Below are 25,807 nucleotides of genomic sequence, written 5' to 3'. Positions count from 1 at the left end.
TCTTCACCCGGTGCCGTCAAGGGCGTGGAGCCAGTCCTCGACCGCCGCCGCGGTGGTGGGCGCGTGGTCCTCCAGGACGGAGAAGTGGTCGCCGGGGATGTCGGTGGCGGTGTGCGGCAGCCGCCAGAACGCACGGGTGTCCCCCGGCTCCGCGGGCGTGCCGGGCAGCGGCGCGGTCGCCCGGAGCAGGAGCGTCGGCGTGGTGACCGGCCGGGGCCGCCACGGGCCGAACGTCCGGAGGTAGCCGCCCATCGTGGTCAGGCCGTCGTCGCTCAGGCCCAGTTCGAACGCGTCGAAGCGGGCGACCATGCCGTTGATCATCGCGGGCATCCACCACTCCATGCCGGGCAGCGACGCCGTGTCCATGGGATAGGTGTCGACCATCGCGAGGCCCGACGGCACGGCGGTCCCCCGGCGCTCCAGTTCCTCGGTCACGGCGTGCGCGACACAGCCGCCCAGGGAGCGGCCCAGCAGCGCGAACGGCCGGTCCCCGACGAGCCGTTCCACGGTGTCCGCCTGGAGCGCGACGAAGGTGTCCGCCGAGTCCGGCAGCCCGCTGTCCGGGGTGTAGCCGGGCGCGGGGACGGCGAGGACGTCCCGGCGACCGTCCAGGGACCGGCCGAAGCGGGCGTACTCGTGCGGCCCCGACAGCGCGGTGAGCGCGGGGAAGCAGACCAGCAGCGTCGGTGCGGCGCCCCGGGCCAGGACGACCGGATCGAGGGCGTGCCGGGCGCGGTCGGCCGCCGTGAAGGTGGTCCGCGCGCGGGCCGCGGCGACGATCACCTCGGTCGCGGCGCCGGTCTCCCCGGCGCCGCACAGCCTCAGGTACACCTCCGTCAGCGGCCCCTGCCGCTCCCCCGGTTCCGGCCGCTCACGGCGCAGTGCGCCCAGGTGGGCGGCGAGGTCGCGGGGGGTCGGGAAGCGGATGGTGAGCGCGCCGCCCAGCGGCAGCCCGGTGGCCGCGGCGAGCCGGGCGCGCAGTTCGACGGCCGACAGCGAATCGAGCCCGGCCTCCACGAACGGCCGCCCCTCCTCCACCTCGTCGGCCGCCGCGTACCCGAGCACCCCGGCCGCGGTGGTGCGTACGAGGTCCAGGAGGGCGGCGTCGAGGGCGGGGCCGGTGAGTCCGGCGTGCCGGGTCGCCCAGTCCGGGGCGGGGTCGGGAACCGCCCGGTCCGGCGCGGGCGGTGTGCCTGTGGTGGTGCTCCGGGTCACGGTCGCGTCGAGCCAGTGGCGCCGCCGCTGGAAGGCGTACGTGGGCAGGTCCACCGGTCGGGGGGCGGCGAGCCCTTCGAAGGTGGGCCGCCAGTCCACCGGCGTCCCGGCCATGTGCAGGCGTCCGACCGCCGACAGCAGCGTCGACGCCTCGGGGCGGCCCGCGCGCAGCAGCGGGGCGAGCAGCGGTGTCCCGTCCAGGGCGTCCCCGGCGAGGGCGGTGAGCACGGCGTCCGGCCCCACCTCCACGAACCGGGTCGCGCCCAGCGCCTGTGTCGCGCGGACGGCGTCCAGGAACCGGACGGGTTCCCGCGCGTGCCGGGTCCAGTGGTCGGCGGAGCCCAGTTCGGTGTCGTCCGCGAGGGCCCCGGTCAGGTCGGAGACCACCGGGAGCGTGGCGGGCCGGTAGTCGACGGCCTTGGCGGCGTGGCGGAACGCGTCGAGCATCCCGTCCATGTGCGGGGAGTGGAAGGCGTGACTCACCCGCAGCCGGGCGGTTCTGCGGCCCCGGGCGCGGAATCCGGCGGCCACGGCGAGGACGGGTTCCACGTCGCCGGACAGGACCACCGAGCGCGGCCCGTTGACGGCGGCGACGGCCACGGTCCGCCGCACCTCCTCCAGCGCCTCCAGCACCTCCGCCTCGGTGGCTTCCACCGCCACCATCGCGCCGCCCTCCGGCCGGGCCTGCATCAGCCGCCCGCGCTCGGTGACCAGCCGGGCCGCGTCGGACAGGGAGAGCACACCGGCCGCGTGGACGGCGGCCAGCGCGCCCACCGAGTGCCCGGCCACCACGTCGGGCCGCACCCCCCAGGACTCCAGCAGCCGCACCAGCGCGGTCGCCACGGCGAACAGCGCGGGTTGGGCGTACTCGGTACGGTCCAGCAGCCCGCCGTGGTCCGGGGACAGGACCGCCTCCCGTACGGACCGGGCCGTGGGGACCGCCGTCCGGTGCGTGTCGAGCGCGGCGGTGACCTCGTCGAAGGCGCGGGCGTAGGCCGGGAACCGGGCGTACAGCTCCCGCCCCATGCCCGCCCGCTGGCTGCCCTGCCCGGTGAACAGGAAGGCGGTGCGGCCCGGTTCGGCGGCGGACGGGGCGGATGGGGCAGACGGGGCGGAGGAGGTGGATGAGGCGGACAGGTCGCGGAGGGCGGCGAGGGCCTCGGCGCGGTCGGTGGCCACGAGCAGCGCGCGGTGGCGGTGGGCGGTGCGGCGGGTGGCCAGGGACCAGGCCACGTCCACGGGACGGTGGCCGGGGTGCTCCTCCAGGTGCCGGGCGAGCCGGTCGGCCTGGGCGCGCAGGGCGTGCGGGGAGCGGGCGGAGAGGGTCCAGGGCAGGACAGGGGGCGTGGCCGTATCGCTCCGCGAACTGGGCGGGACGGGGGTCGTGACGGAATCGCCCCGCGACCCGGGCGGGACGGGGGCCGTGACCGATCCGTCCCGCGACCCGAGCGGGACAGGGTCCCCAGCCGATCCGTCCCCCGACCCGGGCAGGACAGGGGCCGTGACCGATCCGACCCGCGACCCAGGCAGGACAGGGTCCCCAGCCGAACCGACCCCCGTCCCGGGCGGTACGGCGTTCCCGCCCGGCTCCCTCTCCAGGGTGTCCGGCGCCGCGTCCCGAGGTGCCTGTTCCAGCAGCACATGGGCGTTGGTGCCGCTGACGCCGAAGGCCGACACCCCGGCCCGGCGCGGGCGGTCCGCGCCGGGCCAGGGGCGGGCCTCGGCGAGCAGCCGTACGCCGCCGTCCGTCCAGTCGACCTCCGTGGTGGGGGTGTCCGCGTGCAGGGACTTGGGCAGGGTGCCGTGGCGCAGCGCCTGGACCGTCTTGATGACGCCCGCGACTCCGGCCGCCGCCGCCGTGTGCCCGATGTTGGACTTGAGGGAGCCCAGCCACAGGGGCCGTCCGGCGGGCCGGTCCTGGCCGTAGACCGCCTGGAGGGCCTGGACCTCGATGGGGTCGCCGAGGGTGGTGCCGGTGCCGTGGCCCTCGACGGCGTCCACGGCGTGCGGGGATAGCCCGGCGTCCGCCAGGGCCGCGCGCACGACCCGCTGCTGCGCGGGGCCGTTGGGGGCGGTGAGCCCGTGGGAGGCGCCGTCCTGGTTGACCGCCGTGCCCCGGACGACCGCGAGCACCCGGTGGCCCCGGCGCCGCGCGTCGGAGAGCCGCTCCAGCAGCAGCAGTCCGGCGCCCTCCGCCCAGCCCGTGCCGTCGGCGGCGGCGGAGAAGGCGCGGCAGCGGCCGTCGGGGGACAGCCCGCGCTGCCGGGAGAACGCCACGAACCCGGCAGGCGTCGCCATCACCGTCGCGCCGCCCGCGAGGGCGAGTTCGCACTCGCCGCCGCGCAGCGCCCGGACCGCGAGATGCAGTGCCACCAGCGACGACGAGCAGGCCGTGTCGACGGTCACCGCCGGGCCCTGGAAGCCGTAGGTGTAGGCGAGGCGGCCGGACGCCACGCTGGCGAGGTTGCCGATGCCGAGGTGGCCCTCCAGTTCGGCGGGGATCCGGTCGAGGCGGGTGTGGTAGTCCTGTCCGGCCAGTCCGACGTAGACGCCGGTGGCGCTGTCGCGCAGGGCGGCCGGGTCGATCCCGGCGTGTTCGAACGTCTCCCAGGACGTCTCCAGCAGCAGCCGCTGCTGCGGGTCCATGGCGAGCGCCTCACGCGGCGAGATCCCGAAGAACTCGGCGTCGAAGTCGGCGGCGGCGGAGAGGAATCCGCCGTGCCGGGCGTAGCTGGTGCCGGGCCGGTCGGGGTCGGGGTCGTAGAGCGCCTCGTGGTCCCAGCCCCGGTCGGTGGGCCACGGGGTGATCGCGTCGCGTCCGTCGGCCACCAGGTCCCAGAGGGCGTCGGGGGAGTCGGCGCCGCCGGGCAGCCGGCAGGCCATCCCGACGACGGCGACGGGTTCGCGTAGTGCGGACTCCAGTTGGTCGAGGCGGCTGCGGGCCGCACGGCTCTCGTCGAGCGCGCGGCGCAGATAGCGGCGCAGCTTCTCCTCATCGGCCACGGTGGGTCCCTTCGGTACGTACGGCGTCCCGCGCGGGGCGCCTCATGACCCGCTCGTCTCGCCGGTCGCGTCGGTCTTGTTCGCCTCTGCGGTCTCGTCGGCCTTGTACGTCCCGCCGGTCCCGTCGGCCTCGTACGCCTCGCTGATCTCGTCGGCCTCGTACGTCCCGTCCCTCTCGCCGTCCATCAGGGCGAAGAGTTCGTCGTCGGTCGCGGAATCCAGGTCGGGTTCGCCGCTCCAGCGGGCCGCCAGGGCGCGCAGCCGGGCGGCGAGGGCGGGCAGGTCGGGGGCGTCGGGCGCGGCGCGCTCCAGCAGGGCGAGGACGTCCCCGGCGGGCCGGGCGGTGGGGTCGGACGCGGGCGGCGGTGGCAGCAGCTCCGCGAGCCGGGCGGCGACGGCGGCGGGGGTCGGGTGGTCGAAGACCAGCGTCGCCGGGAGCCGCCGGTCGAGCGCGGCGGCCAGCCGGTTGCGCAGATCGACGGCGGTGAGCGACTCCAGCCCCAGGTCCTTGAACGGCCGGTCGGCGCCGACCTCGGCGGGGTCCTCGTGGCCCAGGACACCAGCGGTCTGCCGGCGCACCAGGTCCACGAGTTCCGCGTGGCGCTCGGCGGGCGCGAGGGCGGCGAGCCTGGCCGTCAGGGAGCGGTCCGTCACCTCGCCGTCGTCCGGGGCGGCGGCCGGTGTGCGCGCCGCCGTGACCGGGGTCGTTCCGGCGTCGAGCCAGAAGCGGCGGCGGCGGAAGGCGTACGTGGGCAGGTCCGTCCGGCGCGGGCGGGCCGGGCCGAACGCGGGGGTCCAGTCGACGGGCACTCCACGGGTGTGCGCCACGGCCGCCGAGGCGAGGAAGCGGTCCGGTCCGCCCTGTCCGCGCCGCAGGGTCTCGGTGACGGCCACGTCCGTGACGTCCGCCGCGTCCACGGTGTCCTGGACGGCGCCGGTCAGCACGGGGTGCGGGCTGACCTCGACGAAGAGGGTGCGGCCCTTGGCCACCAGTTCCTGGACGACGGGCGCGAAGCGCACGGTGTGCCGGATGTTGCGGTACCAGTACGTGCCGTCCAGCTCGCCGGGTCCGGCGAGGGCGCCGGTGACCGTCGAGTAGAGCGGTGTGTGACCCTCGCGCGGGGCGACGAACGCGAGCCGTTCGAGGAGTTCGGCGCGGGCCTCGTCGATCACCGGGGAGTGACCGGCGACCGTGGCCGCCCTGATCCGCTTGGCGCGTTCACCGCGTGCCGCGCACTGGGCGAGGAGATCGTCCAGGGCGTCGTCGTCGCCCGCGACGACCACGGCGGAGGGTCCGTTGACCGTCGCCAGGGACAGCCGTCCGGGCCAGGCCGCGAGGCGCTCCTCCACCTCGTCCGCGGGCAGCGCCAAGGAGGCCATCCCGCCCTTCCCGGCCAGCGACGCCAGGACACGGCTGCGTTCGACGACGATCCGGGCGCCGTCCTCCAGGGTGAGGACGCCCGCGACACAGGCCGCCGCGACCTCGCCCTGACTGTGTCCGACCACCGCGTCCGGGCGGACCCCGTACGCCTCCCACTGGGCGGCCAGCGCCACCAGGACCGCCCACAGGGCGGGTTGGGCGATGTCGGCGCGGTCGAGGCCCGGGGCTCCCGGGTGTTCCCGGAGGACGTCGAGGAGCGACCAGTCCAGGTGCGGGGCGAGGGCCTCCGCGCACTCCTCGATCCGCCGCGCGAAGACCGGGGAGGTGTCCAGGAGGCCCTGGGCCATGCCGGGCCACTGGGAGCCGTGTCCGGGGAAGACGAACACCGTCCGCATGTCCTCGGTGGCGGTGCCCCGGACGAGGTTCCCGGCGGGCTCGCCCCGCACCAGGGCGGCGAGTCCCTCGGTGACCGTGGCGCGGTCGGCGACGAGGACCGCGCGGTGCTCGAAGAGGGGGCGGTGGGCGAGGAGGGTGTGGGCCACGTCGGGGGCGGCGGCACTCACGGCGGCGCGAACGGCGGCATCCCCGGCGGCGCTCACCACGGCATCCCCGGCGGCACTCACGGCGGCGCCCCCAGCGGCTCCCTCCCGTTCCGTCAGCGCGGCGAGCAGCCGTTCGGCCTGGGCGGCGAGGGCGGCGGGCGTGCGGGCGGAGAGGGCCCAGGGCAGGACGAGGGGGTCGGCGGCGGGGTCCTCCGGGGGCGCCGGGATGGCCTCCCGGGGCGCCGAGGCAGCCTCCCGGGGGACCGGCATGGCGACCGGCGCGCCCGCCTCCTGGGGCTCGGGAACCGTGTCCGGCGCCTCCAGCACCACATGCGCGTTGGTGCCGCTCACACCGAAGGACGAGACCCCGGCACGCAGCGGCAGTCCGGGCGCCGCCGGCCGCCAGGGCTGCTCCTCCGTCAGCAGGCGTACCCCGCCGGTGTCCCAGTCGACGTCCGGGGAGGGCCGGTCGACGTGCAGGGTGCGGGGCAGCACGCCGTGCCGCATGGCCTGGACCGTCTTGATGATCCCGGCGACCCCGGCGGCGGCCTGGGTGTGCCCGATGTTGGACTTGAGGGAGCCCAGCCACAGGGGCCGTCCGGCGGGCCGGTCCTGGCCGTAGGCGGCGACCAGGGCGCGGGCCTCGATGGGGTCGCCGAGGGTGGTGCCGGTGCCGTGGCCCTCGACCGCGTCCACATCACGCGGGTCGAGTCCGGCGTCCGCGAGGGCCTGCCGTACGACCCGCTGCTGGGCGCTGGCGCTGGGGGCGGTCAGGCCGTTGGAGGCGCCGTCCTGGTTGACCGCCGTACCCCGGACCACGGCCAGCACCCGGTGGCCGCGGCGCCGTGCGTCGGAGAGGCGTTCCACCAGCAGGAGTCCGACGCCCTCCGCCCAGCTCGTGCCGTCGGCCCCGGCCGCGTACGCCTTGACCCGGCCGTCGGGGGCGAACGCGCGGTGCCGGGAGGTGGCGACCATGCCGGACGGCGAGGCCATCACCGCGACGCCGCCCGCGAGCGCGAGATCGCACTCCCCGGCGCGCAGCGCCCGCACCGCCAGGTGCAGCGCCACCAGCGACGACGAGCAGGCCGTGTCGACGGTCACCGCCGGGCCCTCGAAGCCGTAGGTGTAGGAGACCCGGCCCGAGGCGACGCTCGCGGCGCTGCCGTTGTGGAGGTAGCCCTCCAGTTCGGGCGGCAGGGTGTGCAGCCGGGCGGCGTAGTCGTTGTACATGACGCCGACGAAGACGCCCGTGCCGCTGCCGCGCAGCGTGGCGGGGTCGATCCCGGCGTGTTCGAAGGTCTCCCAGGACGTCTCCAGGAGCAGCCGCTGCTGCGGGTCCATGGCGAGCGCCTCGCGCGGGGAGATCCCGAAGAAGTCCGCGTCGAAGTCGGCGGCGTCGTGCAGGAATCCGCCGTGCTGGGTGTAGGTGCGGCCGGGCCGGTCGGGGTCGGGGTCGTAGAGCGCCTCGTGGTCCCAGCCCCGGTCGGTGGGCCAGGGCGTGATGGCGTCCCGGCCGTCGGCGACCAGGTCCCACAGGTCGTCGGGCGAGCCGACCCCGCCGGGCAGCCGGCAGCCCATGCCGACGACGACGACCGGATCGTCAGCGGCCGGGGCGGGCGGGGTGACGGGGGCGGGCGGCGGCTGCTCGGCCGCACCGAGGACCCCGGCCAACAGATGACGGGCGAGGGCCTTGGGCGTGGGGTGGTCGAAGACCAGGGTGGGCGGCAGCCGCAGTCCGGTCGCGGCGGCGAGCCGGTTGCGCAGTTCGACGGAGGTCAGCGAGTCGAAGCCGAGATCCTTGAAGGCCCGGTCGGCGGCGACGGCCGTACGGTCGTCGCGACCGAGGACGGTCGACGCCTCGGCGCGCACCAGCGCGGTCACGGACTCCTCGCGGGCATCCGGGTCCAGGGCGCGCAGCCGGGCGGCGAGGGGGGTGCCGGAGTCGTCGGGCGCGCTCGCGCGGGCGGCGGGCCGCCGGGTCCGTACGGTGTCGCGCAGGACGGGCGGGAGGTGCGCCGGGTCGGCGCCGTGGCGCGGGGCGAGGGGCACGAGCAGCGACTCGTCGGTGGCGGTGGCCGCGTCGAACAGGGCGAGGCCCTCGGCGGTGGTGAGGGGGCGGGTGCCGTGGCGGGCGTTGCGCTCGTGGTCGGTACGGCCCAGGTGCCCGGTGAGGTCGCTGTGCTGCTCCCACAGTCCCCAGGCGAGGGAGGTCGCGGGCAGCCCCTGGGCGCGGCGCTGGGCGGCGAGGGCGTCCAGGAAGGTGTTGGCGGCGGCGTAGGTGGCCTGGCCCGGCGTGCCGAGGACGCCCGCCGCCGAGGAGAACAGCACGAACGCGGTGAGGTCGTGATCCCGGGTCAGCTCGTGCAGCAGCCAGGCGGCGTCGGCCTTGGGGCGCAGTACGGCGTCCAGCCGGGCCGGGGTCTGGGCGGCCAGGACACCGTCGTCGAGGGTTCCGGCGGCGTGCACGACGGCGGTCAGCGGGTGCTCGGCCGGGACGGCGTCGAGCACGGCGCGCAGGGCGTCCCGGTCGGCCGCGTCGGCGGCGGCGACCGTGACGGCGGCGCCGAGCCCGGTCAGTTCGGCGACGGCTTCCGCCGCGCCCGGCGTCCGCGCGCCCCGCCGTCCGGTCAGCAGGAGCCGCCGTACGCCGTGGGCGGTGACGAGATGACGGGCGATCAGCCGGCCGAGGAGCCCGAGACCGCCGGTGACCAGGACGGTCCCGCCGGGTGCCGTGAACGCGCGGGCGGGCGCGGGGGTCGCCCGGGTGAGCCGGGGGACGAAGGCGGCGCCGTCGCGCAGGGCGAGCTGCTCCTCCCCCGCCGTCGCGGCGGTCGTGAGCCGGGCGCGGGTCGCGTCGGTGCCGTCGCCGTCGAGCAGCAGCAGACGGCCGGGGTGTTCGGACTGCGCCGAGCGCAGCAGGCCCCAGACGGCGGCAGTCGCCGGGTCGGGTGCCTCGCCGTCGACGGACACCGCGCGGGTGGTGAGGACGGCCAGTCGTACGCCGTCCAGCGCGGGGCGGGCCAGCCAGTCCTGGACGACGGCGAGCACCTGGTGGAGGACGGTCCGGGCGCGGTCGGGGGGCGGCTGGTCGGCGAGGGGCGCGGGGCTTCCGGGACTCACAGGACTCACGTGGCTCGCAGGGCTTCCAGGGCTCGCGGGGACCTCGTACCAGACCGTCTCCGGGGCCGGGCGCCCCGCGTCGATCGCGTCCGCGACCTGGGCGGGGCCCTGCGCGTCGGTGAGGAAGACGGGCGGAGGCGCGGTGTCGGCCGCTACGGGCCACGGCAGCGGGCGCCAGGTCAGGCGCAGGGGCCGGACACCGCTCGGGCCGGTGAGGCGGGCGGGGTCGACGGGGCGGTACGACAGGGAGGCCACGGAGATCACCGGGGCGCCGGCCGGGTCGTGGGCGTCCAGGGCGAGTCCGCCGTCGGGCGTCGGGGCGAGCCGGACCCGCAGGGCGGTCGCGCCGGAGGCGTGCAGGCGGATGCCGGTCCAGGCGAACGGCAACTGGGCGCGGTCCGGGGCGGCGCCGGGCCCGGCGTCCGGGGCGGCGGAAAGGAACCCGGCGGCGCCCCGCAGCGCCCAGGGATGGAATCCGGCGTCGAGCAGCGCCGGGTGGAGTCCGAACCGGTCCGCCGCCACCCGTTCCTCCTCGGCGAGGGCGATGTCCGCGAAGAGTTCGGTGCCGCGCCGCCAGACCGCGCGGACGCCCTGGAAGCGGGGTCCGTAGAGGACGCCGGACGCGGCGAGCCGGTCGTAGAGGCCGTCGAGGGAGACGGGGACGGCACCGGGCGGGGGCCAGGTGCCGGGCGGGGCGGCGGGTTCGGGGACGGTGTGGGAGAGGTGGCCGGTGGCGTGGCGGGTCCAGTCGGTGGTGTCGTCGGCGTCCTGGGGGCGGGAGTGGGCGGTGAAGGCGCGGCGGCCGTCGGCGGCGGGGGCGGTGACCGCGATCTGGAGATGGACGGCGTCGGTGGCGGGCAGCACGAGGGGGGTCTCGACGACGAGTTCGTCCACGGTGTCCGCGCCGGTCTCGTCGGCGGCGCGCAGGGCCAGTTCGAGCAGGGCGGTGCCGGGGACGACGGTCCGGTCGTACACGGTGTGGTCGGTGAGCCAGGGGTGGGTGCGGGCGGACAGCCGTCCGGTGAGCAGGAGGGAGTCGTCCGTGGCCGGGCGCAGGACCGCGCCGAGCAGGGGGTGGCCGCCGGGGCGCAGGCCGAGTCCGGCGGGGTCGGCCGGTCCGCCCGTGGGGGCGAGCCAGTAGGGGCTGCGCTGGAAGGGGTAGGTGGGGAGGTCGTCGGCGCGGGGTCCGCCGGGCGGCAGGACCGGCGTCCAGTCGACGGTGGCGCCGTGCGCGTGGGCGTGGGCCACGGAGGTGAGGAAGCGGACGGGGCCGCCGTCGTCGCGGCGCAGCGATCCCGTGACGGCCACGGACGCCGCGCCCGCCGCCTCGGCGGTGTCCTGGACGGCGGTGGTGAGCACCGGGTGCGGGCTGGCCTCGACGAACAGGGTGTGACCGGCCGCGACCAGGCGTCGGACGGCGGGTTCGAACAGGACCGGCTCGCGGAGGTTGGTGTACCAGTAGGCGGCGTCCATGGTGGTGGTGTCGAGCCAGTCGCCGGTGACGGTCGACAGCAGGGGGACGCGGGCCGGGCGCGGGGTGACCGGGGCGAGGTCGGTGAGCAGCCGGTCGCGGACGCGTGCGACCTGGGGGCTGTGGGAGGCGTAGTCGACGGCGATCCGGCGAGCGCGGATGTCGTCGCGGGCGCAGACGGCGAGGAGTTCGTCCAGGGCGGCGGGTTCGCCCGCGACGACGACGGCGGCGGGGCCGTTGACCGTGGCCACGCCGATCCGGTCCGTCCAGGGCGCGATGAGGGCGGTGGCCCGGTCCAGGGGCAGGGCCAGCGACACCATGCCTCCACCGCCGGAGAGTTCCCCGATGGCGCGGCTGCGCAGCGCCACCACGCGGGCGGCGTCCTGAAGGGTCAGCGCCCCGGCGACCTGGGCGGCGGCGATCTCGCCCTGGCTGTGCCCGACGACGGCGTCCGGCCGTATCCCGTACGACTCCCAGAGCCGGGCCAGGGAGACCATCACCGCCCACAGGGCGGGCTGGACGACGTCCACCCGGTCGAGGCCGGGGGCGCCCTCGGTGGCGTGCAGGACGTCCGTCAGGGACCAGTCGGTGAACGGTTCCAGGGCGCGGGCGCAGTCGGCGACGGCGGCGGCGAACACCGGCGAGGCGGCGAGGAGTGCGCGGGCCATGCCGGGCCATTGGGAGCCCTGGCCGGGGAAGACGAGGACGGTGCGCGGGTCGGTGGCGGCGCCCGCGCGGACGACGCCGGGGGCGGGCTGGTCGGCGGCGAGGGCGTCGAGCCCGGCGAGCAAAGTGTCGCGGTCGGCGCCGACGACCACGGCCCGCTCCTCCAGCGCGGCCCGCCCCTGGGCGAGTTCCCGGGCCACGGCGGGCAGGGAGGCGGAGGTGCGCAGGTGGGCGGCGAGGGCGGCGGCCTGGGCGGTGAGGGCGGCGGGAGTGCGGGCGGACAGCAGCAGGGGAAGCGGGAGGGGGAACGGGAGGGGCTCGGGCGCGGTGGCCGGGGTCTCCCCCGTGTCCTCGGGTGCCTGTTCCAGCACGATGTGGGTGTTGGTGCCGCTCATGCCGAACGCGGACACCCCGGCCCGGCGGGGCCGTCCGGTGGGCGGCCAGGGGCGGTGCTCGGTGAGCAGCCGGACGGCGCCGGACTCCCAGTCGACATGCGGCGAGGGCGTGTCGACGTGCAGGGTCCTGGGCAGTTCGGCGTGGCGCAGGGCCTGCACCATCTTGATGATCCCGGCGACACCCGCGGCGGCCTGGGTGTGCGCGAGGTTGGACTTCACCGAGCCCAGCCAGAGCGGTTCGCCGTCGGTCCGGTCCTGGCCGTAGGTGGCGAGCAGCGCGGCGGCCTCGATGGGGTCGCCGAGCCGGGTGCCGGTGCCGTGCGCCTCGACCGCGTCGACGTCGGCGGGGGTCAGCCGGGCGTCGGTGAGGGCCTGGCGGATGACCCGGCGCTGTGCGGTGCCGTTGGGCGCGGTCAGTCCGTGCGAGGCGCCGTCCTGGTTGGCGGCCGTACCCCGGACGAGGGCCAGGACCCGGTGGCCGTGGCGGCGGGCGTCCGACAGCCGTTCCAGCAGCAGCAGTCCGGCGCCCTCGGACCAGCCGGTGCCGTCGGCCGCCCCGGCGAACGCCTTGCAGCGGCCGTCCGGGGACAGGCCCCGCTGGCGGGAGAACTCCACGAAGGTCGACGGGGTCGTCATCACCGTGACCCCGCCCGCCAGGGCGAGTCCGCACTCGCCGCCCCGCAGGGACCGTACGGCGAGGTGGACGGCGACGGACGACGCCGAGCAGGCGGTGTCGACGGTGTAGGCGGGGCCCTCGAAGCCGAAGGTGTAGGAGATCCGGCCGGAGGCGACGCTCGCCGCGTTGCCGGGCAGGATGTAGCCCTCCAGGTCCCCGGGGACCTGGCCGGGCGGCGGCGCGTAGTCGGTGCCGTTGGTGCCGACGAAGACGCCGGTGTCGCTGCCGCGCAGGGTGTCGGGCCGGATGCCCGCGCGTTCGAAGGTCTCCCAGGCCGTCTCCAGCAGCAGCCGCTGCTGGGGGTCGACGGCGAGCGCCTCGCGCGGTGAGATGCCGAAGAAGTCGGCGTCGAAGGCGCCGGGCGTGTCGAGGAAGGCGCCCCGGCGGGTGCTGGACGTGCCGTGCGGGGCGGCCGGGCCGTCCGCGCCCGGCGCGAACAGGGCGTCCAGGTCCCAGCCCCGGTCCGCCGGGAAGTCACCGACGACCTCACCGCCGTCGGCGACCAGCCGCCACAGGTCCTCCGGGGAGTCGATGCCGCCGGGGAAGCGGCAGCCCATGCCGACGACGGCGATGGGTTCGCCGTCGCTCTCCTCGGCCTCGCGCAGCCTGCCGCGGGTCGCGTGCAGCTCGGCGGTGACCCGCTCCAGGAGGTGCCGTATGCGGCTGTCGGTCATGAATCCGTCCACCCTTTCGTGCGCGTTGCCGGCTCAGGAGATGCCGAGTTCCTTGCCGATGAAGTCCATGAGTTCGTCGTCGGTGGCGGCGGACAGCGCCGTAGGCACGTCCGCCGTCTCCCCTGGCGCACCCGTCGCGCCCGACTCCCCCAGCTGCCCCGTCTCGCCCGTCTCGCCCGGCTGTTCCGTCTCCGCCGGGGCCAGCCGCTCGTACAGCAGGTCGGCCAGGGCGTGCGGGGTGGGGTGGTCGAAGACGACGGTGGTGGGCAGGGTCAGCCCGGTGTGCCGGTTGATCCGGTTGCGCAGTTCGACGGTGGTGAGGGAGTCGAAGCCCTGCGCCTTGAAGCCCCGGTGGACGTCCACCGCGTCGGCCGCCCGGCCGCCCTGGACCTCGGCGACCTGCGTCCGGACGAACCGCAGCAGCAGGCGGCGCCGCTCCTGCCCGTCGCGCGCCGCCGCCAGTTCGGCGGCAAGACCGGCCTGCGGAACGGCCTGCGGGGCGGTCTCCGGGGGCGCCGGGACGAGCGCTTCGAGGAGCGGATGGGCGCGCAGGGCGGCGAGGGCGGCCCAGTCGGCACGGCAGACGACGACATGGGTCTCGTCGCCGTCGAGGGCCCGTCGCAGGGCGCGCAGGGCGTCCTCGGGTGCCATGGGCAGCAGTCCGCGCCGGGCGATCAGCCGCGAGCCGTCCGGCCCGGCGATGCCGTCGCCCGCCCACAGCCCCCAGGACAGGGAGGTGGCGGGGAGTCCGGCGGCGCGCCGCCGGTGGGCGAGGGCGTCGAGGTAGGCGTTGCCGGGGGCGTAGTTGGCCTGGCCCGGGGTGCCGAGGACGGCGGTCGCGGAGGAGAACAGCACGAAGGCGTTCAGCGGGAGGTCCCGGGTGAGGTCGTCCAGGTGCCGGGCGCCGAGCGCCTTCACCCGGAGCACGCGGTCGAGCCGGGCGGGGGTGAGCGCGTCGAGGGGGGCGTCGTCCAGGACGGCGGCGGTGTGGAAGACGGCGGTCAGGGGGTGCTCGGGCGGTACGGCGGCGATCACCGCGGCGAGCGCGGCGCGGTCGGTGAGGTCGCAGGCGGTGAGGGTGACGCGGGCGCCGAGGGAGGTGAGTTCGTCGCGCAGGGCGGCGGCGCCGGGCGCGTCGGGGCCGCGTCGGCCGATCAGCAGCAGGTGGTCGGCGCCGTCGCGGGCCAGTGCGCGGGCGGTGTGCCGGGCGAGGGCGCCGGTGCCGCCGGTGATCAGGACGGTGCCGTGGGGCCGCCACCGTCCGGTGGGCGGAGTGTCGGGGGCGGGGACGAGCCGACGGGCGAGCAGCCCCTCGGGCCGTACGGCGAGTTCGGCCTCCCGGTGTCCCCCGGTGACGGCCGTGACGACCCGGTCGGCGGCGTCGGCGTCGGCCCGCTCGGGCAGGTCCACGATCCCGCCCCAGCCGGGAGTCTCGGTGGCGGCGACGACGGCGAGCCCCCAGACGGCGGCGGCGTCCGGGTCGGGCGGGCCGGTGTCGTCGGGGCCGGTGGTGACGGCCCCTCGGGTGAGCGTCCACAGCGGTCCGCGTCCACCGGCGCCGTCCCAGGCCTGGGCGAGGGCCGTGGCGGCGGCGAGCGCGCGGGGCAGGGCGGGCAGGGACGGGTCCGCGGGGGCGGTGTCCAGGGAGAGCAGGGAGAGCGCGCCGGACGGCGGACGGTCCGGGAACCGGTCGGTGGCCTCGGCCAGCAGCCGGGTGAGCGTGGCGCGGTCGGCGCCGTCCGCCGCCACCGGGACCCGTTCGACGTGCGCCCCGGCGTCGGTGAGGGCCCGCTCCAGGAGCGGCCCCCACCCGTCGTGGGCGTCGCCGTCCGCGCGGTCGGGCTCGAACAGCAGCCAGCGGCCCCGCGCGGACCGCGCGGCCGGAACCGTCACCGGCTGCCACCGCACCCGGTACCGACCGCCGTCGGCGGACGCCTCGCGCCCGGCGCGCCAGGCGGCCAGCGCGGGCAGTACGGCGTCCAGGGCCGCCCGCTGCCCGGTCCCGGTGAGACCGAGCGCGGTGGCGAGGGGGGCCGTGTCCCCGCGCTCCACCAGCGCCCAGAACCCGTCGTCGCCGGGTGCGGTACGGGGAGCGGCGGCGTCGATCCAGTGGCGGCGCCGCTGGAAGGCGTACGTCGGCAGGACGACCCGGCTCGGGCCCGAACGACCCGCGACCGCGCTCCAGTCGACGTGGGCGCCCCGGGCGTGCAGCGTGCCGAGCGCGGTGAGCAGGGTCTCCGGCTCCGGGTGGTCCCGGCGCAGGGCGGCGGCGAGGGCGGGCGGGTCGTCGGCGGGGGCGGGGGCGGGCAGGGCGTCCTGGGCCAGCGCGGTGAGGACCGCGTCCGGGCCGAGTTCCAGGTAGGTGGTCGTCCCGTCCGCCGCCAGCCGCCGCAGGACGTCGTGGAAGCGGACGGTGCCGCGCAGGTGGGCGGCCCAGTGGCCGGGCGGGAGCGGCCGGTCCGCGCTGTACAGGTTCCCGTCGAGGGCGCTGAGCAGGGGAATCCGCAAGGGGCGCGCGGTGAGCTGGTCGGCGAGCCGCCCGAACTCGTCGGTGACGGGGTCCATCAGCGGGGAGTGGAAGGCGTGGCTGGTGCGCAGCCGCCGGGTGCGGCGGCCCTGGTCGCGGAACCGTTCCGCGACCGCCAGCACCTCCGCCTCGTCGCCGGAGATCACGGTCGCCGACGGCCCGTTGACGGCGGCGATCCCGACCCGGGCCGTCCGTCCGTCGAGGGCGGCGCGCACCTCGTCCTCGGTGGCCTCCAGCGCGACCATCGCGCCGCCGCCGGGCAGGCCCTGCATCAGCCGCCCCCGGGCGGTGACCAGTGCCGCCGCGTCGCCGAGCGCGAGGGCGCCCGCGGTGTGGGCGGCGGCGAGTTCGCCGATCGAGTGCCCGGCCACCACGTCGGGCCGCACGCCCCAGGACTCCAGCAGCCGGAAGAGGGCCACCTCCAGGGCGAACAGGGCGGGCTGGGTGGTGCGGGTGCGGTCCAGTTCCCGGGCGGCGGCGGGGGTCGGCGCGAGCAGCGTCTCGCGCAGCGGTACGGCGGTGGCGGGGCGGTGGGCGTCCAGCGCGGCGCAGATCTCGTCCAGGGCGGCGGCGAAGACGGGGTGCGCGGCGTACAGCTCCCGGCCGGTGCCGGGGCGTTGGCTGCCCTGGCCGGTGAAGAGGAAGGCGAGGCGGGCGGGGGCGGTGGAGCGCCGTGCCGCGGGGTCCGGCGCCGTGGCGGTGTCCTGGGCCAGGGCGCGGACGGCCGTGCGCAGGGCGTCCGGGTCGCGGCCGACCACGACGGCTCGGTGCTCGAAGCGTGGCTTGCGGGCCAGGGCGTGGGCCACGTCGGCGGGGTCGAACGCGTCCGTCGGGGCGGCGGCGAGGCGGGCGGCCTGGTCCTTGAGCGCCTGGGGGGTACGGGCGGAGAGGACCCAGGCGACGGGGGGCGGGGCGGCGGGGGTCGGGGTGTCGGAGGCCCGGATGTCGGAGGCCCGGGTGTCGGGGGCATGGGGCTCCGGCGGCTCGACGGCGTCGGATGGCTCGGCGGCGTCCGATGCCTCGGCGGCGTCGGATGGCTCGGCGGGGGGTTCCTCCAGGATCAGGTGGGCGTTGGTGCCGCTGATGCCGAAGGCCGAGACGGCGGCGCGGCGCGGGCGGCCGTGCTCGGCGGGCCAGGGGGTGGTGCGGGTGAGGAGTTCGACCGTTCCGGCGCTCCAGTCGACGTGCGGGGTGGGGCGGTCGACGTGGAGCGTGGCGGGCAGGGTGGCGTGGCGCAGGGCCTCGGCCATCTTGATGACCGAGGTGACTCCGGCGGCGGCCTGGGTGTGGCCCAGGGCGGACTTGAGGGAGCCGAGGAGCAGCGGACGGTCCGGGGACCGGTCGCGGCCGTAGGCGCGCAGCAGTGCGCGGGCCTCGACGGGGTCGCCGAGGGTGGTGCCGGTGCCGTGGGCCTCCACGGCGTCGATGTCGGCCGGGGTGAGCCGCGCGTCGGCCAGGGCCTGCCGGATCACCCGTTCCTGCGCGGGCCCGCTGGGCGCGGTGAGGCCGTTGCTGGCGCCGTCGGAGTTGACGGCGCTGCCCCGGATCAGGGCGAGCACCCGGCGTCCGGCACGGCGGGCGTCGGAGAGCCGCTCCAGCAGGACCAGGCCCACGCCTTCGGACCAGGCGGTGCCGTCGGCGGCGGCGGCGAACGGCTTGCAGCGGCCGTCCGGCGCCAGCCCGCGCTGACGGCTGAACTCGGTGAACATGCCGGGCGTCGCCATCACCGTCGCCCCGCCCGCCAGGGCGAGCGCGCACTCGCCGGAGCGCAGCGCCCGGACCGCGAGATGCAGGGCGACGAGGGAGGAGGAGCAGGCCGTGTCGACGGTCAGCGCGGGTCCTTCGAGCCCGTAGGTGTAGGCGATGCGGCCGGAGGCGACGCTGATCCCGGAGCCGGTCAGCCGGTAGCCCTGGGAGGGGCCGTCGGCCTCGTGCAGCCGGGGTCCGTACTCCTGCTGGGAGGCGCCGACGTAGACGCCGGTCGTGGTGGCGCGCAGGGTCGCGGGGTCGATCCCGGCCCGTTCCAGGAGTTCCCAGGACGTCTCCAGCAGCAGCCGCTGCTGTGGGTCCATGGCGTCGGCCTCGCGGGGGGTGAGCCCGAAGAAGTCGGCGTCGAAGCGGTCGGCGTCGTGGAGGAAGCCGCCGCGCCGGACGGTGGAGCGGCCGGGGCGGTCCGGGTCGGGGTCGTAGAGGTCCTCGTCCCAGCCCCGGCCGACCGGGAAGCCGCTGGTGGCGTCGGTGCCGTCGGCCAGGAGCCGCCACAGGCGTTCGGGTGTGTCGGCGCCACCGGGCCAGCGGCCCGCCAGGGCGACGATGGCGACGGGGTCGTCGTCGGGGTCGGCGGGCGCGATTCCCCGCGGGGCCGGGTCGGGGCGCGCGCTCAGGTGGGTGGCGAGGGCCAGCGGGGTGGGGTGGTCGTAGACGAGGGTCGGCGGCAGGTCCGTGCCGTGGGCGCGCGACAGCCGGTCCGCGAACTCCACCGCGCCCAGGGAGTCGAGGCCGAGCGCCTTGAACGTCCGGTCCGGCTCGACGTCCTGCCCGGAGGGCAGCCCCAGGACTTCCGCAACAGTGGCGCGAATGTCGGCGAGAGGGTCGGTGGCGGGGCGCCGGGGCACGGACGGGGGCACGGGCCGAGGCGGCGGCGCAGGCAGCGCCGGGCTCGCGGCGGCAGGCGTGCCCGCGAAGTGGAACGGGCGGCGCTGGAAGGCGTACGTCGGCAGGGGTGCCCGGTCCCGCCGGGCCGGGCCGGTGCCGCCGGTCCAGTCCGGGTCCGTCCCGGCGACATGGAGTGCGGCGAACCCGGTGAGCAGGGCGCGGTGTTCGTCCCCGGCGCCGCGCAGCAGCGGGACCGCCGTCACGGGCCCGGTGGCGCGGGCGAGGGCGGTGAGGACGGAGCCGGGTCCCAGTTCCGCGTACTGGGTGACGCCCCGCGCGGCCAGCCGCAGCAGGGCGTCGTGGAAGCGGACCGGGCGGCGGAGGTGTTCGGCCCAGTGGTCGGGGGAGGCGAGGTCGGCGGGGGTGGCGGGCAGGCCGGTCCGGTCGGAGAGGACGGGGAGGGTCGGCGGGTGGAAGGCGAGGGTGGCCGCGACCCGGCGGAACGCGTCGACGGCGCTGTCCATGTGCGCTGAGTGGAAGGCGTGGCTGACCGTCAGCCGCCGGGTCCGGCGGCCGAGCCGGGCGAAGTGCGCGGCGAACTCCTCGGCCGCGTCCGCGTCCCCGGACACCACGAGCGAGCGCGGTCCGTTGACGGCGGCCAGGGACAGCCGTCCGGTGTGGTCCGCGAGCCGGGCCTCCGCCTCGTCGGCGGTGGCTTCGACGGCGATCATCGCCCCGTCGTCACGGGCCTCCTCCATCAGCCGGCCCCGGGCCTCGACGAGCGTGACGGCGTCGGGGAGGGAGAGGACCCCGGCGGCATGGGCGGCGGTGAGGCCGCCGATGGAGTGGCCGAGGACCGCGTCCGGGGCGGGCAGGTGCCGGGCGAGCAGCCGGTACAGGGCGGTGCCCAGCGCGAACAGTCCGGCCTGGGTGTAGCGGGTGCGGTCGAGGAGGGCGGCGTCCGGGGTACCGGGGGCGGCGAACAGCACGTCCCGGAGGGGCCGTTCGAGGTGGGGCGCGAACAGGTCGCAGATCTCGTCCAGCGCCACCGCGAACACGGGGGCCGTGGCGTAGAGCCCCTGTCCGGCGCCGGGCCGCTGACTGCCCTGGCCGGGGAAGAGGAAGGCGGTGGCGGGGCGTTCGGGCGACCGTACCGGCGCATGGCCCAGGACGGCCGACGGGGCGGGCGCGCCGCTCGCGAGGGCGTCCAGGGTGTCCAGCAGTTCCTCCCGGCCGGTGCCGAGGGCCACCGCGCGGTAGGGGAAGTGGGTGCGGGTGGTGGCGAGGGCGTGGCCGACGGCGGCGGCGGTGAGGCCGGGGCGGGCCCGGACATGGGCGGCGAGCCGCGCGGCCTGCGCCCGGAGGGCGGTGGGGGTGGTCGCGGAGAGGGGCCAGGGGGTGACGGCGACGGGACTGCCCGGGGTCTCCGCCCCGGGAACCCCGGCCTCCAGCGCCTCCGTCACAGGAGCCCCCGGAGCCCCCGGAGGCCGGGGCGCCCGGGACGGCGGTTCGGCCAGCACCACATGGCAATTGGTACCGCCCATGCCGAACGAACTGACCCCGGCGACGAGCCGTCGCCCGGGTCGGGGCCAGGGCTCGGTGACGCGCGGTACCCGCAGGCCGAGATGGGCGAGCGGGATACGGGGATGGGGGGTCTCATGGCCGAGGGTCGGCGGGAGGGCGCGGTGGCGCAGCGCGAGCACCGTCTTGAGGAGACCGGCGATCCCGGCCGCGCCCTCCAGATGGCCCACGGTGGCCTTCACCGACCCGACCACCAGCGGCCGTCCGTCCGGTCGGTCACCGCCGTGCGCCGCGCCGAGCGCCGCCGCCTCCACCGGGTCGCCCACGGGTGTGCCGGTGCCGTGCAGTTCGACGTACTGCACCTCGCCCGGGGTGACTCCGGCGTCGCGGATCGCCTCCTGGACGACCTCCCGCTGGGCGTCCGCGCTGGGGACGGTCAGCGCGTCGGTGGCGCCGTCGTTGTTGACGGCGCTGCCGAGGATCACGGCGTGCACCTGGTCGCCGTCGGCGAGCGCGGCGGTCAACGGCTTGAGCAGGACGAGACCGCCACCCTCACCGCGTACATAGCCGTCGGCGCGGGCGTCGAAGGGATGGCAGTGCCCCGTGGGGGAGAGTCCGCCGAAGCGGGCGGCGGCCGTGGTGCTGTCCGGGGCGAGGTTGAGCTGGACGCCGCCCGCCAGGGCGAGCGCGCAGTCGCCGGCGCGGACGGCCCGCAGCGCCAGGTGGAGGGAGACCAGGGCGGAGGACTGGGCGGTGTCGACGGTGAGGCTGGGGCCGCGCAGGCCGAGGGTGTAGGAGATCCGGTTGGCGAGCAGGCCCCGGTTGAGCCCGGTGAGGGTGTGGCGGGTGAGGGGGGCGGCGTCGGGCTGGTGGCGCAGCAGGGCGTAGTCGTGGGCCATGGCGCCGAGGTAGACGCCGACGCGGGTGCCCAAGAGGTCGGCGGGGACGATCCCGGCCTCTTCGAGGGTCTCCCAGGCGAGTTCGAGGGCGAGCCGCTGCTGCGGGTCCATCTCGGCGGCCTCGCGCGGGGCGATACCGAAGAAGTCGGCGTCGAAGTGGTCGACGTCGGGGAGGAAACCACCGGCATGTCCCCCGGACGGGAGGCGGTCCACGGGCGCGGGGCCGAGGGCGCTTCCCCCGCCGCGCAGCAGCTCCCAGAAGGCGTCCGGGTCGGGTGCGCCGGGCAGCCGGCAGGCCATTCCGATCACGGCGACAGGAATACTCATGCCTCGCGCCGACCCCTTTCCATGAAATACGGCCGGGAAGACATCCCGCCGAAGAAAACCGCCGCCGATATCCGTACAGGAACCGGATCTCACCTCCCCGGCGCCGATCCCCATTCTCGCCGCACGGAATTCGCCGGGCCCACCCCTACCCTCCCCCTAGAACCCCAACCCACCACGCCCACCTGCACATTCACCTCTCCCGACACCCCACTGAACTGCCCCTCCCCCACCCTCACCCCAGTCCGCCCGCATAGGGGTTTCGTCGCTCGATTCCCGCCGCCTAGCGTCGGTGACAAACACCACCAGGACGCCGGACACAGGGAGAAGAGCAGGCGATGGACGCATTGACGGAAGCGGTGGTGCGGGGCGCCTCCGCCGAGGAATTGGAACGGATCCCGGTTCCGGCGGATTTCGTCGCCGCCCATATCCGGCAGGAGGACGTCGGGATCTTCGACGGCGTGGCCGACGCCGACGTACGGCGGTCGCTGCGGGTGGGCCGGGTGCCGATGCCGGCGCTGGCGCCCGACGAGGTGCTGGTGGCGGTGATGGCCAGCTCCATCAACTACAACACCGTCTGGTCGGCGACGTTCAAGCCGGTGTCGACGTTCGGCGCGCTGAAGCGGTTCGCGCGCGGCGGGGGGTACGCGGCCCGGCACGACCAGCCGTTCCAGGTGGTCGGGTCGGACGCGGCCGGGGTGATCGTGCGGGTCGGGGCCGGGGTGCGGCGCTGGAGGACCGGCGACCATGTGGCGGTCAACGCGGCCGTGGTGGACGACCAGGACCCGGTGACCCAGCACGACGGGATGCTCGGCGTCGATCAGAAGGCGTGGGGCTATGAGACCAACTTCGGTGGCCTCGCCCACTACACCGTCGTCCGGGCCAGTCAGCTGCTGGCCAAGCCGGGCCATCTGACCTGGGAGGAGGCGGCGTGCGTACCGCTGTGCGGCGGGACCGCGTACCGGATGCTGGTCGGTGACCGGGGCGCTCGGATCAAGCAGGGCGACATCGTGCTGATCTGGGGCGCCACGGGCGGGCTCGGGGCGTTCGCGGTGCAGTTGGTGAAGAACGGCGGGGGCATCGCGGTCGGGGTGGTCAACTCGCCCGAGAAGGCGGAGCTGCTGAGGCGGCTCGGCTGCGATGTGGTGATCGACCGTACGGAGATCGGGATCGGCGGCCCGGTGGCGCCGGGCGCGGACACGGTGGCGGCGGCCAAGCGGCTGGGCCGGGTGATCCGGGCGGAGCTGGGCGAGGACCCGCATGTGGTGTTCGACCATGTCGGCCGGGCGACCTTCGGGATCTCCGTGATCGTGGCCCGGCGCGGCGGCACGGTCGTGACCTGCGGGTCGAGCACCGGCTATGAGCACTCCTTCGACAACCGCTACTTCTGGATGAACCTCAAGCGGATCGTGGGCAGTCACGGCATGAACCTCAACGAGGCCTCCGAGATGATGCGCCTGGTCGGGCGGGGCGCGGTGGCGCCCGTGCTGTCGGAGGTGTTCCCGCTGGCCGAGGTGGGCGAGGCGGCACGCCTGGTGCAGACCAACCGGCACACCGGCAAGGTCGGGGTGCTCGCGCTGGCCCCCTCCCCCGGTCTCGGCGTCACGGACCCGGGCACCCGGGCCGCGCTCGGCGAGGAGCGGCTGAGCCCGCTGCGCGTCCCGTCCCCCCGGCAGCCCGTGGCCGTGGGCTGACCACGGCGCCGGGACTCCCGGCGCCCGCCCGGCCATCGAGACCAGGCCCACGCGACCAGCCCACGCGACCGGCCCACGACCAGGACAGCGAGACCAGGACAGCGAGAAGAGGTACGCCCACCCATGACCGCCCCCACCACGTCCACCGCCCCGCGTACGGCCACGGCACTGCCCACACTCCCCGAGGTACTGCGGCTCCGCGCCCGCACCCGCCCCGACGACACCGCGTACGTCTTTCTGCGCAACGGCGAGGAGCCCGAGCGATCACTGACGTACCGCCAACTCGACGAGCGCGCGCGGGCGCTGGCCACCGGGCCCGAGATCGCGGCGGTACGGGCCGCCGGGAAGTCCACCACCGGCGCCGCCCCGGCGGCCGTACTGCTGTATCCGTCCGGTCTCGACTTCGTGGCCGCGCTGCTCGGCTGCATGTACGCGGGCGTGGCCGGTGCCCCCGTCCAGGTGCCGTCCCGGGCCCGGGGCCTGACCCGGCTGCGTCGGATCGCCGACGACGCCGGGACGACGACCGTGCTGACCACGTCCGCCGTCCAGCGTGATCTGGAGGAGCGGTTCGGCGACTCCGAGCAGCTCACCGGACTCACCCTGGTCGCCACCGACGTACCGGGAGCCGCACCGCCCAAGGAACCGGCCGCTCCGCCCGCCGCCCACGACATCGCCCTGCTCCAGTACACCTCGGGCTCCACCGGCGACCCGAAGGGCGTCAGGGTCACACACGCCAACTTCCGGGCGAACGTGGCGGAGACCGATCTGCTGTGGCCGTGCCGCCCGGACAGCGCGGTGGTGAACTGGCTGCCGCTCTTCCACGACATGGGCATGTTGTTCGGGGTGGTGCTGCCGCTGTGGGCGGGGATTCCGGCGTATCTGATGAGCCCGGAGGCGTTCATCCGGCGGCCGGGCCGCTGGCTGGAGGCGATCTCCCGGTTCCGGGGCAGTCACACGGCCGCGCCGAGCTTCGCGTACGAGCTGTGCGTCCGGGACGCGGCGGAGAGCGGTGTCCGGGACGGTCTCGACCTGTCCTCGCTGCGGGTGGCGGCGAACGGGGCCGAGCCGGTGCGCTGGGGCGCGGTCCGGGCGTTCACCCGGACGTTCGCCGCCGCCGGGTTCCGCGCCGAGGCCATGTGCCCCGGCTACGGCCTGGCGGAGAACACCCTGAAGGCCACCGGCAGCCGTGAGGACCGCCCGCCCACACTGCTCCGCCTCGACGCGGAGTCCCTGCGCACGGGCCGGGCCCACCCGGTCGACGACGCACCCGCCGGTCCGGACCCGTCGGTCGTGGACCCGTCCGTCGTGGACGCGGTCGGCTGCGGTACGACGGTGGGGGCGACGACGGTCCGCGTCGCGGACCCCGGCACGGGCACCGCGCTGCCCGAGGACACGGTGGGCGAGATCTGGGTCTCGGGTCCATGCGTCGCGGACGGCTACCACGGTCGCGGCGCGGAGAGCGCGGCCACCTTCCGGGCCCGGCTGACCGGCGCGGAGCACGAGGGCGACTGGCTGCGCACCGGGGACCTGGGCTTCCTGCACGACGGGGAGTTGTTCGTCACCGGCCGCCTCAAGGACGTCATCATCCGCAAGGGCCGCAACTTCTTCCCGCAGGACATCGAGGCGTCGGCGGAGCACGCCGACCCGGCGCTGCGGCCGAACTGCGCCGCGGCCTTCTCGGTGGACGACGGCAGCGCCGAACTCCTCGTCCTGGTGGTCGAGGCCGACGGCCGCGCCCTGCGCGACGGGGGCGCGGAAGGACTGCGCGCCCGGGTGCGGCGGGCCGTACGGGAGGGCCAGCGGCTGGAGCCGGACACGGTCGTCGTGGTGCGGAGAGGTGCGCTGCCGAAGACCTCCAGCGGCAAGGTGCAGCGCCGGGAGACCCGGCGGCGGTACACCGAGGGCGAGTTCGCGGCGGCGTCGGCGGCCGGACGGTGACCGGCGAGGCGCGCGGAAGGCTGGGCGCCGGTCCGGCGCGCCCCGGCGCCCGGATTCTCGGCGTCGGCGCCTACCGGCCCTCCCGGGTGGTGTCCAACGACGAGGTGGCCGGGCCGATCGACTCCAGCGACGACTGGATCCGGCGCCGGTCGGGCATCGTGACGCGGCGGTTCGCGGCGCCGGACGACACGGTGGTGGAGATGGCGGCGAGCGCCTCGCTGAAGGCGCTGGCGCAGTCCGGTGTGGCGCCCGGGGCGGTGGACGCGGTGCTGCTGGCGTCGATGTCCGTGCTGGAGCAGTCGCCCCCGGCGGCGCCCCGGCTCGCCCACCGGATCGGCGCGTCGGCGGCCGGTGCCGTCGATGTCGGCGCGGCCTGCGCGGGCTTCGTGCACGCGCTGGCGACGGCGGACTCGCTGATCCGCGCGGGCAACGCCCGGTATGTGGTGGTGGCGGGGGCGGAGCGGATGACGGACATCGTGGACCCGGCGGACCGGGGGACGGCGTTCCTGTTCGGGGACGGTGCCGGAGCGGTGGTGGTGGGCCCGGCCGCCGCACCGGGCATCGGTCCGGTGGTGTGGGGGGCGGACGGGGCGCGGCACACGGCGATCGCCCACTCGGCCCCCTGGCAGGCGCCCGGTGTCCCCCGCCCGACGCTGCGCATGGACGGCCCGGCGGTGTTCCGGTGGGCGGTGGAGACCGTGCCGAGGGCGGGACGCGCCGCGCTGTCGGCGGCCGGGGTCGCCCCGGACGACCTCGCGGCGTTCGTCCCGCACCAGGCGAATCTGCGGATCATCGACGCGGCGGCGGCCCGGCTGGGCCTGCCGGACCATGTCGTCGTGGCCCGTGACGTGGTCCGTACGGCGAACACCTCGGCGGCGTCCATCCCGCTGGCGATGGAGGAGCTGCTCGCCCGGGGCGCGGTGCCCAGCCGGGGGCTGGCCCTGCTGGTGGGCTTCGGCGCGGGCCTCTCGCACGCCGCGCAGGTGGTGGCGCTACCGTGACGGCCCACCGCACCGGCCCAGCCGTCAAACACCACGCAGGTGATGGCACCGCCATGACAGCCCGATCCTCAACGCCACGCAGGTGATGGCACGGCCATCACAGCCCCCCGCACCCACCCGCCCATCAACCCCGCACCGCCATGACGCCCACCGCACCCACCCGCC

At 76.6% G+C, this 25,807-nt stretch carries 6 protein-coding genes; 3 read left to right on the top strand and 3 right to left on the bottom strand.

The window, feature by feature from the left end; genetic code table 11:
* Window positions 1-3: 3 nt before the first annotated feature.
* From AB0D49_RS27985 to AB0D49_RS27975, 3 genes are read right to left on the bottom strand one after another with little or no spacing between them, the layout of a single operon-like run.
* On the bottom strand, window positions 4-4,218 hold the full coding sequence (locus AB0D49_RS27985; RefSeq protein ID WP_362762295.1) for a beta-ketoacyl synthase N-terminal-like domain-containing protein: 4,215 nt from the start codon (window positions 4,216-4,218) through the stop codon (window positions 4-6).
* Window positions 4,219-4,260: 42 nt separating this feature from the next.
* Entirely contained in the window at window positions 4,261-13,143 is an 8,883-nt protein-coding gene (locus tag AB0D49_RS27980) for a type I polyketide synthase (protein ID WP_362762293.1), read from the bottom strand.
* Between the two features lie 33 nt (window positions 13,144-13,176).
* A complete protein-coding gene (locus tag AB0D49_RS27975; protein WP_362762291.1) occupies window positions 13,177-21,012 on the bottom strand; it encodes a type I polyketide synthase in 7,836 nt (2,611 codons plus the stop codon).
* A gap of 335 nt (window positions 21,013-21,347) precedes the next feature.
* On the opposite strand from AB0D49_RS27975, the gene ccrA reads away from it, so the two are divergent.
* The 3 genes from ccrA (at window position 21,348) to AB0D49_RS27960 (ending at window position 25,642) form a co-directional block, all read left to right on the top strand.
* Entirely contained in the window at window positions 21,348-22,703 is a 1,356-nt protein-coding gene (gene ccrA, locus AB0D49_RS27970; protein WP_362762289.1) for a crotonyl-CoA carboxylase/reductase, read from the top strand.
* A gap of 123 nt (window positions 22,704-22,826) precedes the next feature.
* Window positions 22,827-24,641, top strand: coding sequence for a fatty acyl-AMP ligase (locus AB0D49_RS27965; RefSeq protein WP_362762287.1), 1,815 nt, complete (start codon window positions 22,827-22,829; stop codon window positions 24,639-24,641).
* On the top strand, window positions 24,638-25,642 hold the full coding sequence (locus tag AB0D49_RS27960) for a beta-ketoacyl-ACP synthase 3 (protein WP_362762285.1): 1,005 nt from the start codon (window positions 24,638-24,640) through the stop codon (window positions 25,640-25,642). The genes AB0D49_RS27965 and AB0D49_RS27960 overlap by 4 nt, the downstream gene beginning before the upstream one ends.
* Window positions 25,643-25,807: the final 165 nt, after the last annotated feature.

Origin of the sequence: Streptomyces sp. NPDC048290 (assembly GCF_040652095.1) — a bacterium.
In the GTDB taxonomy this organism is placed as follows: domain Bacteria; phylum Actinomycetota; class Actinomycetes; order Streptomycetales; family Streptomycetaceae; genus Streptomyces.
This window is presented reverse-complemented; position numbering and strand designations above follow the sequence as displayed.

Excerpts from the sequence above, each read along its gene's own strand:
- AB0D49_RS27980 (WP_362762293.1), bottom strand. The coding sequence starts at position 13,143 with ATGACCGACAGCCGCATACGGCACCTCCTGGAGCGGGTCACCGCCGAG.
- AB0D49_RS27975 (WP_362762291.1), bottom strand. The coding sequence starts at position 21,012 with ATGAGTATTCCTGTCGCCGTGATCGGAATGGCCTGCCGGCTGCCCGGC.
- ccrA (WP_362762289.1), top strand. The coding sequence starts at position 21,348 with ATGGACGCATTGACGGAAGCGGTGGTGCGGGGCGCCTCCGCCGAGGAA.
- AB0D49_RS27965 (WP_362762287.1), top strand. The coding sequence starts at position 22,827 with ATGACCGCCCCCACCACGTCCACCGCCCCGCGTACGGCCACGGCACTG.